This is a genomic window from Pseudomonas fluorescens, assembly GCF_003732425.1.
Taxonomy (GTDB): domain Bacteria; phylum Pseudomonadota; class Gammaproteobacteria; order Pseudomonadales; family Pseudomonadaceae; genus Aquipseudomonas; species Aquipseudomonas fluorescens_BE.
Window position 1 is genome coordinate 745,365 of sequence record NZ_MOBX01000013.1, and the last position, 16,131, is coordinate 761,495.

A 16,131-nucleotide genomic window follows, 5' to 3' on the forward strand; every position below is an offset into this window, starting at 1 on the left:
GCTCATACTATCCTCACACGTCAGTTCGGCTAGTGAAGCATCAAACCTCGACCGCAAACCGAGGTTTGCAAAAGAACCGCCCCGCAAAGGCGGTTTTTTTTCGCCTGGAAATCAACGGTTACCGCTGACTCAGGCGGGTACGGAAAAGATCACAACGCCCGCGCCCACGTCTGACTCACCAAATCCTTGCCAAAGCTGTGAATCGCTTCCTCCTCCACCAACTCAAACCCGGCCTTCTGATAAATCTTGCGCGCAGCCGTCAGGTTGCTTGTCGTCCACAAGGTCATGTGCTTGTAGCCAATCTGCCGGGCAAAGCGCAGGCACTCCTCGACCAGACGACTGCCAATACCCAGGCCCCGCGCGCTGGCGTCGACGTAGAGCATGCGCAGTTTGGCGGTGGTGGCGTCCTGGCGGACGATGAACACGGAGCCGATGACCTTGCCGTCCTTTTCCGCAATCCAGCAGCGCTCACAGGTGGGATCGTAATCGCGCAGGTACTTGGCGACCACCTCCGCCACCAACGCCTCGAACTGCGAATTCCAGCCGTATTCGCGGGTATACAGTGCGGCTTGCTGTTGCATCACCGTGCCCATGTCGCCGGGCTGCGGATCGCGTAACACGTAAGTCGAGTCCTTATTGCCTTCCAACAGCGTCTGGATCAGCGTCATGGCGCCACTCAGTTGCTTCTGCTGCGGTTCAGGCAATCGCTCGAGCATGGCGACGATCTGTTCGCGGGAGGCCTTTTCCAGCGGGATCAGGATTTCGCGGCCCAGGTCGGTAAGGTGCAATTGCGCAGCGCGGGCGTCCGTGGGCGACGGGACTTTCTGGATCAGGCCGCGCTTCTCGAAACCACTGATAATCCGGCTCATGTAGCCGGCATCCAGCCCCAGCATCTGGCGCAGATCAGCGCTGGTCAGGTCGCCACGCGAGGCCAGCTCATAAAGGATCCGCAGCTCGGTCAGCGAGTAATCGCTTTGCAGCAGATGCTCCTGCAATACGCCGATCTGATGGGTGTAGAAGCGATTGAAGCCGCGCACGACGTCGGCTTGCGCGAGAAGATGGCTGCTGGACATGGCAGATACCCGGATAATTGCTTAAGGCAACTATATATTTGCCTTAAGCAACCATGTCAACAGAAAGCTATCGGCACTTGGCCAACACCACCTGACAGGTGTCCGGCGTGCCACCGGAGCGCCCGGCATAACGAATACAGTTGTTCATCGACTTCTGCCGGGCCATGTTCAAACTGGAGCCCCACGCCAGACCGCCCTCGCCCACCGTCGGCAAGGCTTTGGCATAGCAGGCATCGCCAACACCCGACGGCGGATAGTGTTTTCGGCTGGAGCAGCCTGCGACAAGCGTCAGGCTGAGGCCGATCAAGGTAAGCATGCCCCAGAGCGAGCATCGGTTGAGCATCGTGTTTCACCTGCCGACAAAGGGGTCATGACCTGCAGAGTCTAGCCCCCTCACCTGCACAAATCTTCTAAACGTCGATGATCATTGCGCGGTATTTTATGGGGCCGCACCTTCAATGGCGAACTCTGGAGCCTTCGTGGATAAACGCAACTGGATCGAGCTGTCCCAGGATGTCGACACCGGGATTGAATCGATTCGTGCTCATTTTCAGGGACATGCCTACGATCCGCACTGGCATGACAGTTTCCTCGTCGGCGTTACCGAGCAAGGTGTGCAGCAATTCAATTGTCGCCGTGTGCGCCATCGCAGTACGCCGGGCAACGTGTTCCTGCTGGAGCCGGGGGAAATCCACGATGGCCTGGCGCCAACCGAGGAAGGTTTTACCTACTCGATGCTCTACCTCGATCCGCACTGGCTGGAGCGTGAAATGCACGCGCTGTTCGAAGACGCACCGTCCGACAGCCAGCCCGGTTTTGCCGACACGCTGAGTCAGGACCCGCGTCTGGCCACAGCGATCAGTCACGCTTTCCATGCGTTGCATGAGGGTGATCTGCGCATCGTCCGGCAGACCGCCGTCGACGGGTTGCTGAGCTCGCTCACGCGCCATCTCGACTGGCGCAAGCGCCAGGTTTTCGATCCGCGCCTGCCGTTGGTGGCGCAACTGGCGCGGGATTATCTGCATGCGCATACCTATGAAGATATCGGCCTCGATGACCTGGCACGGGTCTGCGGGGTGGACCGTTTCCGTCTGAGCCGAGCGTTCAAGTCAGCCTTTGGCCTGGCGCCGCACGCCTACCTGATCCAGTTGCGCCTGGCCAAGGCGCGGCAGTTGCTGGCCCGGGGGGAGACGCCGGCGCAGGTGGCGAGTGTGCTTGGTTTCGCCGATCAGAGTCACCTGGGTCGCTGGTTCCGCCGCGCCTACCAACTCACCCCCGCCGACTACCGCAAGCGCTGCTCAAACCTTCCAGACTGACGCACGTCGACTGGCGATCATGGATGCCTGTTTTCATTTCAGGGAATCCGGAACATGGCGTCATTATTGCCCTTTCTGCTGTTTGCATTCGTTGCCTCGATCACGCCGGGGCCGACCAATATTCTGGTGTTGAGCCACAGTTCGCGCCAAGGCTTGCTTGCCACGCTGCCGATCATTTTTGGCGCCTGCGCGGCGGCGGCGCTGATTGTGTTGGTGGTCGGCCTCGGTGCCGGCGAGACCCTGCTGCGCTACCCGCGCGTGCAGCAAGCCATGGCCTGGGGCGGTGTGCTCTGGTTGAGCTGGCTGGCGTGGCAGATCTTTCGCAGCACGCCGCCATCGCTGGACCCTACGGATACGCAGGAAGAAGGTTTCAGCGTGCTCGGCGCCGCCCTGCTGCAACTGGTCAATCCGAAGGTGTGGATGATGGCGGTGGCAGTGGTCAGCGTGTTTGTCGGCGGTGGCGACAAGACCCTGCGCTTGCTGGTGTTGTCACTGGCGTTTCTGCTGGTGTCGCTGCCGTGCATGACGTTCTGGGCATTGCTGGGTGTGGGCAGCGCGCGGTTGATGGGTTCGCCGAAAGCGTTCAAGCGAATGAACGCGGCACTGGCATTGTTGCTGCTGCTTTCGGCTTGGCTGACTGTCCTGGCTTAACAACACATTCAATGGCCACTATCAGGGTGAAGTGGCCTGCCGATACTCGCGCGGGGTAAACCCGGTAGACGCTTTGAACTGGCGGGTAAACGCGCTGTGATCGGTGTAGCCGCATTGCAGCGCCACGTCGGTTATCGGCAAGTCGGTGTGCAGCAATCGATGCGCGTGTTCGAGGCGTACTTTCTGGATCATCTGCCGTGGCGTCAGGTGGAACACCCGTTTGCAGTAACGCTCCAGTTGCGCCACGGAAATACCGGCGATGCGGGTCAGTTCACCGAGGGTGACGCGGCGATTGAAGTTGGCGCGAATATGCTCATCGACAGCCGCCAGCCGCTCAAATGCCGGATGGGTTTCGCTGGCCGATTGCAGGTCCACCGAAATCCCCGCCAGACCAATAATCATCCCGTCGCGGTTGTACAGTGGCTGCTTGTGCGTCAAGCACCAGCCCGGTTCGCGGCTGCCATACAGATGCAGCTCGAGCTGATCCTCCAGTACAAAGCCCTCCTCCAGCACCTTGCGATCCTGCTCCGTATAGCCCGGCCCGAGTTGCGCCGGGAATACTTGCGCGCTGGTCTTGCCCAATAACGGACGCAAATCCTTCAAGCCACAGCGCTGCACCAGCGTGCGGTTGGCGAGTACGTAACGGGCCTGCACATCCTTGATGAAAATCGCCGCGTTGGGGATCACATCGAGCATCGGCAACAACAGCGCCGCGCCGGCCAACAGCTCCTCCAGTGTCTGCGGACGCTGGCCATCCACGCCTTGAGCCAGGATCGAAAACGCCTGCTGCATCAAAGATTCCCCTCGTAACGTGGACAGACCAAGTGCCCGCCATGCGCCGTTTGCACTGAAGATTGCAGCATCGTTCACGACGTGTCGAGGGCCATGATTCATAGGTGCCATTGTGCCGATTTCGTCATCGAACCCGGCAAAAAGCATCAATCGCCGCGAGGTCAATGAGTTCAAAGTCTGGCCGTCCCAGTGACACAACTGCCTATCCAATAACTCACAAGAAGGCGATGCCATGTCAGGCCAAGGCAAGTTCAAAAAACAGCTTTCACTGATTGACCTCACATTTATCGGGCTGGGGGCGATCTTCGGTTCCGGCTGGTTGTTCGCGGCCAGTCATGTGTCCGCGATTGCCGGGCCGGCGGGGATTTTTTCCTGGCTGCTGGGCGGCTTCGCCGTGTTGTTGCTGGGCATCGTTTACTGCGAACTGGGCGCCGCATTACCGCGCGCCGGCGGCGTGGTGCGTTACCCGGTGTACTCCCACGGGCCGCTGCTCGGCTACCTGATGGGCTTCATCACCCTGATTGCGTTTTCCAGTCTGGTGGCGATCGAAGTGGTTGCCTCGCGCCAATACGCAGCGGCATGGTTTCCCGGCCTGACCAAGGCCGGCACCGGTGATCCGACGATTCTCGGTTGGCTGGTGCAGTTCGGTCTGCTCTGCGTGTTCTTCCTGCTCAACTACCGCAGCGTGAAGACCTTCGCCAAGGCGAACAATCTGGTCAGCGTGTTCAAGTTCATCGTGCCGTTGCTGGTGATCGGCGTGCTGTTCACCTTCTTCAAACCGGCCAACTTCGAGGTGCAAGGCTTCGCCCCGTTCGGTCTGTCCGGCGTGGAAATGGCCGTGTCGGCGGGCGGCATCATCTTCGCCTATCTGGGCCTGACGCCGATCATCTCGGTGGCCAGTGAAGTGAAGAATCCGCAGCGCACTATTCCCATTGCGTTGATCCTCTCGGTGCTGCTGTCGACACTGATTTACGTGCTGCTGCAAATGGCCTTTCTCGGCAGCATTCCGACGGAAATGCTCGCCAACGGCTGGGCCGGTATCAGCAAGGAATTTGCTCTGCCGTATCGCGACATCGCGCTGGCGCTGGGCGTGGGCTGGCTGGCGTATCTGGTGGTCGCCGACGCGGTGATCTCCCCAAGCGGCTGCGGCAACATCTACATGAACGCCACCCCGCGGGTGATCTACGGCTGGGCGCAGACCGGGACCTTCTTCAAGGTCTTTACCCACATCGATGAAAAGTCCGGCATCCCGCGCCCGGCGCTGTGGCTGACCTTCGCCCTGTCGGTGTTCTGGACCTTGCCGTTCCCGTCGTGGGAAGCGCTGATCAACGTCGTCTCCGCCGCGCTGGTGTTGAGCTACGCCGTGGCGCCCGTGTCTGTCGCAGCACTGCGCCGCAATGCGCCAGACATGCCGCGGCCATTCAGGGTCAAGTGCATGGGCGTGCTCGGGCCGGTGTCGTTCATCATCGCCGCGCTGATCGTCTACTGGTCGGGCTGGAGCACCGTGTCGTGGCTGCTCGGCCTGCAGATCCTGATGTTCGTGGTGTACCTGCTGTGCGGTCGTTTTGTGCCGACCGCCCACCTGAATCTGGCGCGCCAGGTGCGCTCCTCGGCGTGGCTGATCGCCTTCTACGCAGTGACCATCGTGCTGTCGAAACTCGGCACCTTCGGTGGCCTGGGCATCCTCGCTCATCCGTTCGACACCCTTGTCGTCGCCGCTTGTGCCACCGGCATTTACTACTGGGGCGCGGCGACCGGTGTACCGGCGCATCTGCTGCGTCTGGAAGAGGACGATGAAGAAAGCGAAATCGCTGCCCCCGCCTCGACCGTATCGGCGCGCCCTGCCGGCGCCTACTGAAATCATCCAAGGGGACATGTTCATGAAACGAGTACACGTGATTGATTCCCACACCGGCGGTGAGCCCACGCGTCTGGTGATGACAGGCTTCCCCGATCTGCCCGGCAACAGCATGGTGGAAAAACGCGACGCGCTGCGCACTCAGCATGATCAATGGCGCCGCGCCTGCCTGCTGGAACCGCGCGGCAACGATGTACTGGTCGGCGCCCTGTATTGCGAGGCGGTCTCGGCGGACGCCACTTGCGGGGTTATTTTCTTCAACAACGCCGGCTACCTCGGCATGTGCGGTCACGGCACCATCGGCCTGATCAGTTCGTTGCAGTACCTGGGAAAAATCGAACCGGGCATCCACAAGATCGACACCCCCGTCGGCCCGGTCAGCGCCACGTTGCATGACGACGGCTCGGTGACCCTGGGCAACGTGCCCGCCTATCGCCATCGCAAGCAGGTGCCGGTGGATGTGCCGGGATTCGGCCGCGTATTGGGCGACATCGCCTACGGCGGCAACTGGTTCTTCCTCGTTTCCGAACACGGCCAGACGCTGACGATGGACAACGTCGAACACCTCACGGCGTACACCTGGGCCATGCTCAAGGCCCTCGAAGACCAAGGCATTTACGGCGAGGACGGCGCGGTAATCGATCACATCGAACTGTTCGCAGACGACGCTGTTGCCGACAGCCGCAACTTCGTCATGTGCCCCGGCAAAGCCTACGACCGCTCCCCGTGCGGCACCGGCACCAGCGCCAAACTCGCCTGTCTGGCCGCCGACGACAAGCTGCAACCCGGCTCGACCTGGGTGCAGGCGAGCATCACCGGCAGCCAGTTCGAAGGTCGCTTCGAATGGCAAGGCGAACGCATCCGCCCGTACATCACCGGCCGCGCCTACATGACCGCCGACAGCACGTTGCTGATCGACGAAGCAGACCCGTTCGCGTGGGGCATCTGAACCGCCACGCTGATTTTTCACCTCAATTTGAACGATGTGCCAAGGAGTTAAAACAATGAGCGACAACATCTTCACCGGTTGCATGCCGGCCCTGATGACCCCGTGCACCGCCCACCGCCAACCGGACTTCGATGCCTTGGTGGCCAAGGGTCGCGAACTGATCGATATCGGCATGAGCGCCGTGGTCTATTGCGGCTCGATGGGTGACTGGCCGCTGCTGACCGAGGCCGAGCGTCAGGAAGGCGTGGCGCGCCTGGTCGCGGCAGGCATTCCGACGATCGTGGGCACTGGCGCGGTGAACTCCCGCGAAGCGGTTGCCCATGCGGCCCACGCGGCGAAAGTTGGCGCGCAGGGTTTGATGGTAATTCCCCGTGTACTGTCCCGTGGCGCTTCGGTCACGGCGCAAAAAGCCCATTTCGCCGCGATTCTGCAAGCCGCGCCAAACCTGCCGGCAGTGATCTACAACAGCCCTTACTACGGCTTCGCCACCCGCGCCGATCTGTTCTTTGAACTGCGCCGCGAGTACCCGAACCTGATCGGCTTCAAGGAATTCGGCGGTGGCGCCGACCTGCGATACGCCGCCGAAAACATCACCTCCAAGGACGATGACGTGACCTTGATGGTCGGCGTCGACACGCAAGTGGTGCACGGTTTCGTCAACTGCAACGCCACCGGCGCCATCACCGGCATCGGCAACGCCCTGCCCCGCGAGGTGCTGCAACTGGTCGCGCTGAGCAAGCAAGCGGCCAAGGGTGATGCCAAGGCCCGGCGTCAGGCGCGGGAACTGGAATCGGCGCTGGCCGTGTTGTCATCGTTCGATGAAGGCTGCGATCTGGTGCTGTATTACAAACACCTGATGGTGCTCAACGGCGACAAGGAATACACCCTGCACTTCAATGAAACCGACGCGTTGAGCGACTCGCAGCGTCGTTATGCCGAGAAGCAGTATTCGCTGTTCCGTCATTGGTACGAGAACTGGTCGGCGGAACAGAACTTCGCCTGATCACGACCCCTTCACCTGCCGCGAAACCTTGTGATTCGCGGCAGGCCTCCCTCTTTTTATCAGGAAGACACAATGACTTTGACGGGCCACATGCTGATCGGGCAACACACGATTGCCGGCAATCGCAGCGCCATTCGCGGGATCAATCCGGCCACGAATGAAACGCTGGAACCGGCGTACGCCGGTGGGGCGGCCGAGCATGTCGAACAGGCCTGCGCGCTGGCCTGGGCAGCGTTCGATGTTTATCGCGAGACAACCCTGAGTGTCCGCGCCGAATTTCTGGAAAGTATCGCCGAGGAGATTGAAAGCCTCGGCGATGAACTGATTGACCGGGCCCACGCGGAAACCGGACTGCCGCGGCCTCGACTGCTGGGTGAACGCGGGCGTACTTGCCAGCAATTGAGAATGTTCGCCCGCACGGTGCGCGCTGGTGAATGGCTGGATGTGCGCGTCGATAGCGCGCAACCGCAACGTCAACCGCTGCCGCGTGCGGATCTGCGTCAACGGCAGATTGCGCTGGGACCGGTCACGGTGTTTGGCGCGAGCAACTTCCCGTTGGCGTTCTCCGTGGCCGGCGGTGACACCGCATCGGCACTGGCCGCCGGTTGCCCGGTGATCGTCAAGGCGCACAGTGCCCATCCCGGCACCAGCGAACTGGTCGGCCGCGCGGTCGCTCGGGCGGTAAAAACCTGTGGTTTGCCGGAAGGCGTGTTCTCGTTGCTGTACGGTTCCGGCCGCGAAGTGGGCATTGCGCTGGTCACGGATCCACGGATTAAAGCAGTGGGCTTCACCGGCTCGCGTAGCGGTGGTCTGGCGCTGATGCAAGCGGCGCAAGCGCGGCCCGAGCCGATTCCGGTGTACGCGGAAATGAGTTCGATCAATCCGGTGCTGCTGTTCCCGGCGGCGCTGGACAATCGCACGCTTGCGTTGGCCGAAGGGTTTGTGGCTTCGCTGACATTGGGCGCGGGCCAGTTCTGCACTAATCCGGGCTTGGTGATTGCCTTGAAAGGACCGGCGCTGGACAAGTTCATTGGGGCCACCGCCGATATCATTCAACGCAGTCCGGCGCAGACCATGCTGACACCGGGCATCTTCAGTGCTTACGAATCTGCCGTAAATGCGCTGGCCGAGAATGCCGCTGCGCGCATCACTGGCATCGGGCAGGCCAGCACCGGCCCGAACCAATGTCAGGCTCATGTATTCGTGACCGAGGCTGCTGACTTTCTCACCGATCAGCGCCTGCAAGCGGAAGCGTTCGGTGCGGCAGCGCTGATCGTGCAATGCAACAGTGAGGCTGAAATCCGCCAGGTCACCGAACACCTGGAAGGCCAGTTGACCGCCACGTTACAGCTGGATGAGCAAGACCTGGAACAGGCCCGCGCACTGTTGCCGACGCTGGAACGCAAGGCCGGGCGCTTGCTGGTCAACGGCTGGCCCACCGGGGTCGAGGTGTGTGACGCGATGGTGCATGGCGGACCGTTCCCGGCCACCTCCGACGCGCGCACGACCTCCGTGGGGACCGCGGCGATCCTGCGTTTCCTGCGCCCGGTGTGCTATCAGGACTTCCCGGACAGCTTGTTGCCTGCCGCACTGAAACAGGCCAATCCGCTGCAATTGCGGCGTCTGCTCGATGGCCAAAGGGAAGCGCAGCACCATGGCGAATAACGGCTCCCACGACGTCGCCGTGGTCGGCGCCGGCATCATCGGCGTCGCCTGCGCACTGCGTCTGGCTCGCCAAGGGTTGCGCGTGGTCGTGATCGATCAGCAGCAACCCGGCCACGGCGCCTCGTTCGGCAACGCCGGGCATCTGGCGACCGAGCAGGTGTTTCCGATTGCCGACGCGTCCATCCTCAAGCGCCTGCCGGCCATGCTGATGGACCCGATGGGGCCATTGCGGCTGGACTGGAAATACCTGCCCCGTGCCTTGCCCTGGTTTACGCGGTTGTTGCTGAATCTGCGTCCGGTGCCTTTTCAGAACACCGTGGCAGGCTTGCGTGCGCTCAATGAAAGCAGTCTGGAGGCTTGGCAGCGTTTACTCGCCGATATCCAGCGGCCGGAATTACTGAAGATCGACGGCTCGTTGCTGGTGTTCGAACGTCCCGAATCGCGTCAGGCGATCCAGGCATTACAGGCACGCCTGCATCAGCAACAGGTGCCGGTCGATTACTGGCAGGCCGGCGCCATCCGCGAAACCGCGCCGTCACTCAGCGAACAGATTCAGGGCGGCTTGTTCTTCCCGCGCACCGGGCACTTCATTGATCCGTATCGCGTGGTGTGCGAACTGGTCGAAGCAGCCAAGGCCAGTGGTGTGAGTTTTGTCCTGCAGCAGGTTCAGGGCGGCTACGTTCAGGAACACGGGGTTACGCTGACCACCGGCAATGGCGGTCTGACTGCAAGTCGCGTACTGATCGCCTGCGGCGCACATTCGGCGAAACTCACCGCCGCCCTCACCGGAAAAAAAGTACCGCTGGACACCGAGCGCGGTTATCACCTGATGCTGCCGCAGGAACACGACCGACTGCCCTTCCCCGTGACCTCGCTGGAGCGCAAATTCATCATAACGCCGATGTCCGAAGGCTTGCGCCTGGCCGGCACGGTTGAATTCGCCGGACTGGAAAAACCACCGAGCATGGAGCGCGCGTGGCAATTGCACCGGTTGAGTCAGGGCTTGTTCCGCAAGGATCTGAATGCTGAAGCAGCGACGCCATGGATGGGCTTTCGACCGTCGTTGCCGGATTCGTTGCCGGTGATTGATCAGGTCTGTGGGGGCAAGGTGTTGCTTGCTTTTGGACATCAGCATCTGGGGCTGACGCAGGCGGCGGTGACGGCGGAGATGGTGGTGCGGATGGCTTTGCCTGCGACTGCAAAAGAGGCCTGCCGGCTACCACTCAACGAACATTACAGGCTCGATCGTTTCTGAAAGGAAGTTCCTGACCCACAAGCCTGCTTTCCGGCGCAGGCTGGTGGCCGCGAACTGGCAGATCGGCAGGCGTTACAAAGGCATTAACCAGTGCCGCTCAATGGTCCATCCCAGAAAAACCCTCGCGCCCTCATCTTTCTGGCGACTCAAGGTCAGCCGATGCCCGGCAGCGGTAACACGCAAGCCAATCATGGCAGGCAGAAACCTTTCGCGGAATTCGCTGGATTGCGCTGCAAAATGCGACTCGAGGCTGTCGAGTGCAGCACGCAACAGCTCGCCATCCAGCATCGACAGGTAAAACATCATCTGACGCCACGCATACGCCGTGTTCTTCAACATCACCAGACGCGCATGGTAATGCGTGATGTGCATTTGTTGCCGCTTGCAAATCCACTCGAAGCACGCCAGCGCCAGCGCGCTCAAACGATGATGCAGCAGTGTTTTCAGGTTCAATTCGCCGAACAGGAGCGCGAGGTTTTGCGTCGTCAGAATCTGCTGCTGTTCGAGTATCGTGCCGTTGACCGCTGGCCGCCACGTGCCAAAGGAGGCGTTTGCACGCTGCGCGCACAGCGTTGCCAATGCATCACGGCTGTTGCTTCTGCGCCGTGATCGGCGCTGATCGGGAAGGCCTGCCAGGCCATCCGTATCAATGTCGTAATAACGAGCGTAAAGCGTCCCGGCCATAAATCTGGCCGATTGCCTGGCCGCTCTCGCGAACTTGTTGGAGAACGCGCCCATGAAAATGTCAGCCGCCACCTCATCGACGAAAGGAAGATCCAGCTTCGCCGTTTCAGCCAGTGAAACAAACTCCTGCAGTAGCTTGTTCGGAAGAATGGCCTGCGGAAACGCCGACAGGGTCATTGCAGAGGCCTCGACCAACGCCTGCCTGGCACCCGTGGCGGAAATAGCACTCGCCTCACGCTCACCCTCTAAAGCCGCGACCCACGGCAGCTCGGCAATTTTGACCTGACTTTGCAGGTTAAGCAGCAGCAACGAGCGCCGACGACGGAAGGCGCGATACGTTGCACCCGCCAACGACTGCAGCATCCCGTCCCGGTATACGCTGCTACAGATTTGCGCTGTCATTGCAGGCAGAACTTGCGCCACGGTATCGGCGGATGAGATCAAGCCATGATCAATCAACTCGGCAATGGTCCCCTTGCGGCAACGCTCGAGGCGGCAGCGAACCGCAGGCGGAATCATCGCCCCAAGGGTCAGACGGTGACGCTTCGCCTCCTCATCGGTGATCGGTTCAAGCAGCTGCGAAAAGTCACTAACGCCGTCCGAACCCGGGTAATTTGCCAGACGCGCCGAGACAGCCCGCGCGATCAAATGATGCCCGGGGGCCGCCACATGTTGGCGCTGCTCTGCTCGTTTAAGGGAATGTGCAGCGGACTCGGGATGCCCGTGTTTGGCCACAAAGTCATCAACAATGCGCCGGATGCGACCGACCTGGCGGCCCGTCAATGATGCTTGATCGCGCAAACACTGACCGAGCAACGCAAACAGTTCCGCCGCCCGGGTCTTGAAGGGACCGTTGCTGCGGTGTTCAGCGCTACAGGTCCGAGCGATCTGCGCGCCGAGTGCCGCTGCGCGTTCGAACCAGCCTTCAGGAAAATGTCTGCAAGGCCAGCCATCCTGACAGGTCAAAAGAAACAGTGAGACTGCAGCGTCGTAGAGAGGCAGACGATTTTCAACCACATGCTTTTGGACGGCCAGAAGCGGTTGAGCCAATTGCCGGTTCAGCCGCTGCCTGACACTGGCGCTATCAAAAACATGCACCTCCGCCGTGGAAATCGGCGACTCGTCAACGGCAGTCGGGAAGAAACGCAGGCGATCGAAGAAAGGCGAGATCTGCTCGATCAGCGTTCGCGCCTCGTCAGTACGCTGATGCCGCAAAAGCCATGACACTGTCAGCAGTGCGGCTTCCTCCGAAACGTCAATCTGATAGGTTCCGTTCGCCAAACGCTCTTGCAGCGTTGCGACGCCCACATCCGATAGATGCCAGATATTGAGATCGAACCGTTCATGACCAGCGCGAATACCGGGGATCGACGCGGCCAAGTGACGCTCATAGGCAGTCAGAGCGCCACCGGCCAGAAGTTGCCCGGTGGCAAATCCACCCGTCGCCACTTCCAGCGTGACCCATTTAGGCAAATCGGCGAAAGGCACGCGTGAACCGTATTGAGCGCTGCCCTGCATCAGGTGTTCGACCACCCGCTGCCAGCGCTCGACTCGGTTGCGTGCCTGCGGGTCAGCGTCGCGCTGTGTAGCGGTCAACGCTCGTGAGAGCTGGAATACCGCATAACCGGCATTCACGCCATCGTGCTCGCCGAACTCACCGTCGTCCCTGGACATACTTCCTTGTGACCCTACAGTGTAATGGGTCCGGGGGCTGGATTCGAACCAGCGCCCACCCGGTTAAGAGCCGAGTGTTCCACCGCTGAACTACCCCGGAACAGAGCGCGCATTGTCGACCAGCCACGAAAGAATGTGAAGCCGGTGTCTCGCACGCACGAGCTGAAACGAGCACGCCGTTACTATCTTCGGGGACCGGTCCTGTCACTCTTGAGCTCGTATCGAGGCGCGTCCGTCATGGCAGTCTTTTTCTGTTTAATGGCGTCCGTCGTAGACGTTCAGCCCGATAGGAATAGGCAATGCTCGAAGATAAACCGGCATAGGTGCCCCGTTTGCTGATCGCTACCATGGACTCAGACCTGACCCAATGGGAGCTTGACATGACTCACGCTAAAACCCTGTTCATCACCGGCGTCAGCAGCGGTTTCGGCCATGCGCTGGCCAAAGAAGCTATTGCCAACGGCCACCGTGTCATCGGCACTGTGCGCAATGAAACCGACCTGGAAAACTTCCAGGCACTGTCCCCGGACAACGCTTACGGGGTGGTGCTGGACGTTACTGATTTCGAGCGGATCGACAGCGTCGTTACGCAGGTCGAAGCCACTCACGGTCCCGTCGACGTTTTGGTCAACAACGCCGGATATGGCCACGAAGGCATTTTCGAAGAATCACCGCTGCAAGACATGCGCCGTCAATTCGACGTCAACGTGTTCGGCGCGGTGGCGGTGATCAAAGCGTTTCTGCCCTTCTTTCGCCAGCGTCGTGCGGGGCACATCCTCAATATCACCTCCATGGGTGGCACCATTACCATGCCGGGCATCGCTTACTACTGCGGTAGCAAATTTGCGCTCGAAGGGATCTCCGATACCCTGAGCAAGGAGCTGCAGCCGTTTAACATCTTCGTCACTGCCGTCGCACCGGGTTCGTTCCGCACGGATTGGGCGGGCCGTTCGATGCAACGCACCGCGCGCAGCATTGCCGACTATGACGCCAGTTTCAATCCGATCCGCAAAGCCCGCGAAGAGAAAAGCGGCAAGCAACTCGGCGACCCGCAAAAGGCTGCCCAAGCGATGCTGCAGATAATCGCCAGCCCGACACCACCGACCCATTTGCTATTGGGCAGTGACGCCTTGCGTCTGGTCCGTGACAAACTGAAAAATGCAGCCAGCGAGATTGACCAATGGGAAGCGCTGAGCCGGTCCACCGATCATTGAGAGAGGATGTGATGACGCAGGTCGATGCAGGCACAGCGCGCATGGTGCAGCTCATGAAAGCCCTCGCACCGATCGAGGGCTACAATCTCAGCGCCCTAAAAAGCGTGCGGTTCCTGCGTTCGAATCGCCCCCTGACGCGCACCCCGGTGCTGTATGACCCTGGCATCGTGATTCTCTGCCAAGGCCGCAAACGCGGCTATCTGGGAGAGGATACCTATGTCTATGACGCCCAGCACTATCTGGTAGTCTCGGTGCCGATCCCTTTCACCATGGAGACCGATGCCACTGAGACCGAGCCAATGCTCGCGATCTACATGCACCTCGATTTCCAGTTGGCCAGCGAGTTGATGCTGCAAGTGGATGACTTGCATGGCCCAAGCGATGCCCAGCCCAAAGGCATGTATGCCTCACCGATGGACGCTTCACTGCGGGCAACGACCTTGCGTTTTCTGGAAGCGATGAGCGTTGCCGGCGAAGCACAAATCCTCGGGCCGTCCCTGCTGCGGGAAATCTATTACCGCATCCTGACCGGCGAGCAAGGTGGCTCCATGCGCGCAGCGCTCAACCGACAAGGACATTTCGGCAAAGTGACTCGCGCAATCCGCAAGATCCACAGCTGTTATCAGCAGCGACTCGACATCGAGCAACTGGCCCATGAAGCGAGCATGAGCGTGCCGAGCTTCCATCTGCATTTTCGCAGCGTGACCGACACCTCACCTATGCAGTATTTGAAGTCGACGCGTTTGCATCAGGCGCGCCTGTTGATGTTGCGCCAGGCCATGAGTGCCTCGGCAGCCGCCTTCAACGTTGGCTATGAAAGTGCTTCGCAATTCAGTCGCGAGTTCAAACGCTTCTTCGGCAGGACGCCACAGGCAGAGATTGAATGGATGAAGGCAACGTATGCACTGCCATTGCCGACCACAGCCTCGGAGTATGTTTCGTCGCATTGACGGTCACGCCACAAACGAAAAGCCTGCTTTTCAGGGCAGGCTTTTTTCGTTGTGTGTAGCGGTGAACGCTGAAGGTGCACTAGTCGTAAAACGCCTCAACCAACACCCGACTCCCCACAAAGAAACTGTCCGCCACCAAACGCAACGGCTGCACATCCAGATCACTGGCCTTGTCGCCAATCAACTGCTGAAAATGCCGATACACCGCCGCGTACTCGCCCTCCTCCGAAACACTCTGGCGCACGCCATCGATGCTCAATAGCGCGCCGCCGTTATCCAGGCGCAACACGCCTTCAGCGCAACGCACCTCGATACTCCACAGCTCATCATGCCCATGGTCAAAATCAAACTCGGCGCGCACATCGAGGCGGTGCGGGTCGGACATTTGGATCGACGCGGCAATTGGCGACTGGCAGTTGCTTGGCACGCGCAGTTCCGCGGATTCGACAAACAGCGGCAGCGGCAGCAAATGAGTGACGATCGACAAGGCATTGATGCCCGGATCGAACACGCCGAGGCCGCCGGGTTGCCAGATCCAGGTCTGCCCGGGGTGCCACTTGCGCACGTCTTCTTTCCAGTCGATCTGCACGCTTTGCAGGGTGCGCGAGGCGAGCCAGTCGCGGGCGGCTTCGATACCGGGTGCGTAGCGGGAGTGCCAGGCAAACAAGGCGCTGACGCCCTGCGCAGCAGCCTGATCGACCAGCGCCAACGCTTCGCCCAAGGTGGCGCACGGCGGTTTTTCTACCAGTACGTGCTTGCCGGCGGCCAGCGCTTGCTGCACCAGCGCAAAACGACCTTGCGGCGGCGTGCAGAAGGCAATCGCATCCACCGGCGGACCGTTCTCCAGCAACTCGCTCAAGGACCGGAAATTCTCCACGCCCGCGCAGGGTTTGCCTTGGGTGGCGACGGAGACCAAGTGGAAAGCGGGATTGGCGTTGATCGCCGGCACGTGTTGATCCTGGGCGATCTTGCCGTAGCCCACCAGACCGAGACGGATTGGTTGCATCAATGACTCCTGTTTTGATTTTGTTGTCGTCAGTGAACCGG

14 protein-coding genes and 1 tRNA gene are annotated in these 16,131 nt (G+C 60.6%); 9 read left to right on the forward strand and 6 right to left on the reverse strand.

Translation table 11 applies throughout. From position 1 onward, the window contains the following. Positions 1 to 149: 149 nt before the first annotated feature. Entirely contained in the window at positions 150 to 1,073 is a 924-nt protein-coding gene (locus BK670_RS13820) for a bifunctional helix-turn-helix transcriptional regulator/GNAT family N-acetyltransferase (RefSeq protein ID WP_123450319.1), read from the reverse strand. A 67-nt stretch (positions 1,074 to 1,140) separates the two neighbouring features. Further along, positions 1,141 to 1,416: a hypothetical protein gene (locus tag BK670_RS13825; protein WP_123450321.1), complete on the reverse strand. Its 276-nt coding sequence runs from the start codon at positions 1,414 to 1,416 to the stop codon at positions 1,141 to 1,143. A 136-nt stretch (positions 1,417 to 1,552) separates the two neighbouring features. Here BK670_RS13825 and BK670_RS13830 point away from each other — a divergent pair, with 136 nt between their 5' ends. Together BK670_RS13830 and BK670_RS13835 are read left to right on the forward strand one after the other, a co-directional pair. After that, complete coding sequence (locus BK670_RS13830; RefSeq protein WP_123450323.1) at positions 1,553 to 2,389, forward strand: AraC family transcriptional regulator; 837 nt, start codon at positions 1,553 to 1,555, stop codon at positions 2,387 to 2,389. A 54-nt stretch (positions 2,390 to 2,443) separates the two neighbouring features. Further along, positions 2,444 to 3,040, forward strand: coding sequence for a LysE family translocator (locus tag BK670_RS13835; protein WP_123450326.1), 597 nt, complete (start codon positions 2,444 to 2,446; stop codon positions 3,038 to 3,040). A gap of 21 nt (positions 3,041 to 3,061) precedes the next feature. On the opposite strand, the gene BK670_RS13840 is transcribed toward BK670_RS13835, so the two are convergent. Continuing rightward, on the reverse strand, positions 3,062 to 3,832 hold the full coding sequence (locus BK670_RS13840; protein ID WP_123450328.1) for an AraC family transcriptional regulator: 771 nt from the start codon (positions 3,830 to 3,832) through the stop codon (positions 3,062 to 3,064). A 232-nt stretch (positions 3,833 to 4,064) separates the two neighbouring features. On the opposite strand from BK670_RS13840, the gene BK670_RS13845 reads away from it, so the two are divergent. The 5 genes from BK670_RS13845 to BK670_RS13865 all read left to right on the forward strand — a co-directional run bounded on the left by BK670_RS13845 (position 4,065) and on the right by BK670_RS13865 (position 10,562). Continuing rightward, positions 4,065 to 5,690 carry an APC family permease gene (locus BK670_RS13845; RefSeq protein ID WP_123450330.1) on the forward strand — a complete coding sequence of 542 codons (1,626 nt, stop codon included), beginning with the start codon at positions 4,065 to 4,067 and terminating at the stop codon, positions 5,688 to 5,690. A gap of 22 nt (positions 5,691 to 5,712) precedes the next feature. Beyond that, the gene (locus BK670_RS13850; RefSeq protein ID WP_123451381.1) at positions 5,713 to 6,639 is read left to right on the forward strand and encodes a 4-hydroxyproline epimerase; all 927 of its coding nucleotides are present in this window, start codon (positions 5,713 to 5,715) and stop codon (positions 6,637 to 6,639) included. 55 nt (positions 6,640 to 6,694) lie between these two features. Further along, a complete protein-coding gene (locus BK670_RS13855) occupies positions 6,695 to 7,642 on the forward strand; it encodes a dihydrodipicolinate synthase family protein (protein WP_123450332.1) in 948 nt (315 codons plus the stop codon). A 72-nt stretch (positions 7,643 to 7,714) separates the two neighbouring features. Then, positions 7,715 to 9,307: an aldehyde dehydrogenase (NADP(+)) gene (locus BK670_RS13860; RefSeq protein ID WP_123450334.1), complete on the forward strand. Its 1,593-nt coding sequence runs from the start codon at positions 7,715 to 7,717 to the stop codon at positions 9,305 to 9,307. Further along, entirely contained in the window at positions 9,297 to 10,562 is a 1,266-nt protein-coding gene (locus BK670_RS13865; RefSeq protein ID WP_123450336.1) for an NAD(P)/FAD-dependent oxidoreductase, read from the forward strand. Before BK670_RS13860 ends, BK670_RS13865 begins: the two co-directional genes overlap by 11 nt. Before the next feature lie 72 nt (positions 10,563 to 10,634). Here the strand turns inward: BK670_RS13865 and BK670_RS13870 are convergent, their stop codons facing one another. Together BK670_RS13870 and BK670_RS13875 are read right to left on the reverse strand one after the other, a co-directional pair. Further along, positions 10,635 to 12,920: a hypothetical protein gene (locus tag BK670_RS13870; protein ID WP_123450338.1), complete on the reverse strand. Its 2,286-nt coding sequence runs from the start codon at positions 12,918 to 12,920 to the stop codon at positions 10,635 to 10,637. 25 nt (positions 12,921 to 12,945) lie between these two features. Further along, positions 12,946 to 13,020: transfer RNA gene (locus BK670_RS13875), tRNA-Lys, on the reverse strand. Positions 13,021 to 13,300: 280 nt separating this feature from the next. On the opposite strand from BK670_RS13875, the gene BK670_RS13880 reads away from it, so the two are divergent. Together BK670_RS13880 and BK670_RS13885 are read left to right on the forward strand one after the other, a co-directional pair. Continuing rightward, a complete protein-coding gene (locus BK670_RS13880; RefSeq protein ID WP_123450340.1) occupies positions 13,301 to 14,134 on the forward strand; it encodes an oxidoreductase in 834 nt (277 codons plus the stop codon). Positions 14,135 to 14,145: 11 nt separating this feature from the next. Next, positions 14,146 to 15,084 (forward strand): AraC family transcriptional regulator, encoded by a 939-nt coding sequence (locus tag BK670_RS13885; protein ID WP_123450342.1) that lies wholly within the window; start codon positions 14,146 to 14,148, stop codon positions 15,082 to 15,084. Positions 15,085 to 15,163: 79 nt separating this feature from the next. Here the strand turns inward: BK670_RS13885 and BK670_RS13890 are convergent, their stop codons facing one another. Continuing rightward, positions 15,164 to 16,090: a Gfo/Idh/MocA family protein gene (locus BK670_RS13890; RefSeq protein ID WP_123450344.1), complete on the reverse strand. Its 927-nt coding sequence runs from the start codon at positions 16,088 to 16,090 to the stop codon at positions 15,164 to 15,166. Positions 16,091 to 16,131: the final 41 nt, after the last annotated feature.

What these genes read in the sequence shown, in the direction of transcription:
- BK670_RS13870 (WP_123450338.1), bottom strand. Translation starts at nt 12,920, where the DNA reads ATGTCCAGGGACGACGGTGAGTTCGGCGAGCACGATGGCGTGAATGCC.
- BK670_RS13845 (WP_123450330.1), top strand. Translation starts at nt 4,065, where the DNA reads ATGTCAGGCCAAGGCAAGTTCAAAAAACAGCTTTCACTGATTGACCTC.
- BK670_RS13885 (WP_123450342.1), top strand. Translation starts at nt 14,146, where the DNA reads ATGACGCAGGTCGATGCAGGCACAGCGCGCATGGTGCAGCTCATGAAA.
- BK670_RS13840 (WP_123450328.1), bottom strand. Translation starts at nt 3,832, where the DNA reads ATGCAGCAGGCGTTTTCGATCCTGGCTCAAGGCGTGGATGGCCAGCGT.
- BK670_RS13880 (WP_123450340.1), top strand. Translation starts at nt 13,301, where the DNA reads ATGACTCACGCTAAAACCCTGTTCATCACCGGCGTCAGCAGCGGTTTC.
- BK670_RS13855 (WP_123450332.1), top strand. Translation starts at nt 6,695, where the DNA reads ATGAGCGACAACATCTTCACCGGTTGCATGCCGGCCCTGATGACCCCG.
- BK670_RS13850 (WP_123451381.1), top strand. Translation starts at nt 5,713, where the DNA reads ATGAAACGAGTACACGTGATTGATTCCCACACCGGCGGTGAGCCCACG.
- BK670_RS13825 (WP_123450321.1), bottom strand. Translation starts at nt 1,416, where the DNA reads ATGCTCAACCGATGCTCGCTCTGGGGCATGCTTACCTTGATCGGCCTC.
- BK670_RS13860 (WP_123450334.1), top strand. Translation starts at nt 7,715, where the DNA reads ATGACTTTGACGGGCCACATGCTGATCGGGCAACACACGATTGCCGGC.
- BK670_RS13820 (WP_123450319.1), bottom strand. Translation starts at nt 1,073, where the DNA reads ATGTCCAGCAGCCATCTTCTCGCGCAAGCCGACGTCGTGCGCGGCTTC.
- BK670_RS13890 (WP_123450344.1), bottom strand. Translation starts at nt 16,090, where the DNA reads ATGCAACCAATCCGTCTCGGTCTGGTGGGCTACGGCAAGATCGCCCAG.
- BK670_RS13835 (WP_123450326.1), top strand. Translation starts at nt 2,444, where the DNA reads ATGGCGTCATTATTGCCCTTTCTGCTGTTTGCATTCGTTGCCTCGATC.
- BK670_RS13865 (WP_123450336.1), top strand. Translation starts at nt 9,297, where the DNA reads ATGGCGAATAACGGCTCCCACGACGTCGCCGTGGTCGGCGCCGGCATC.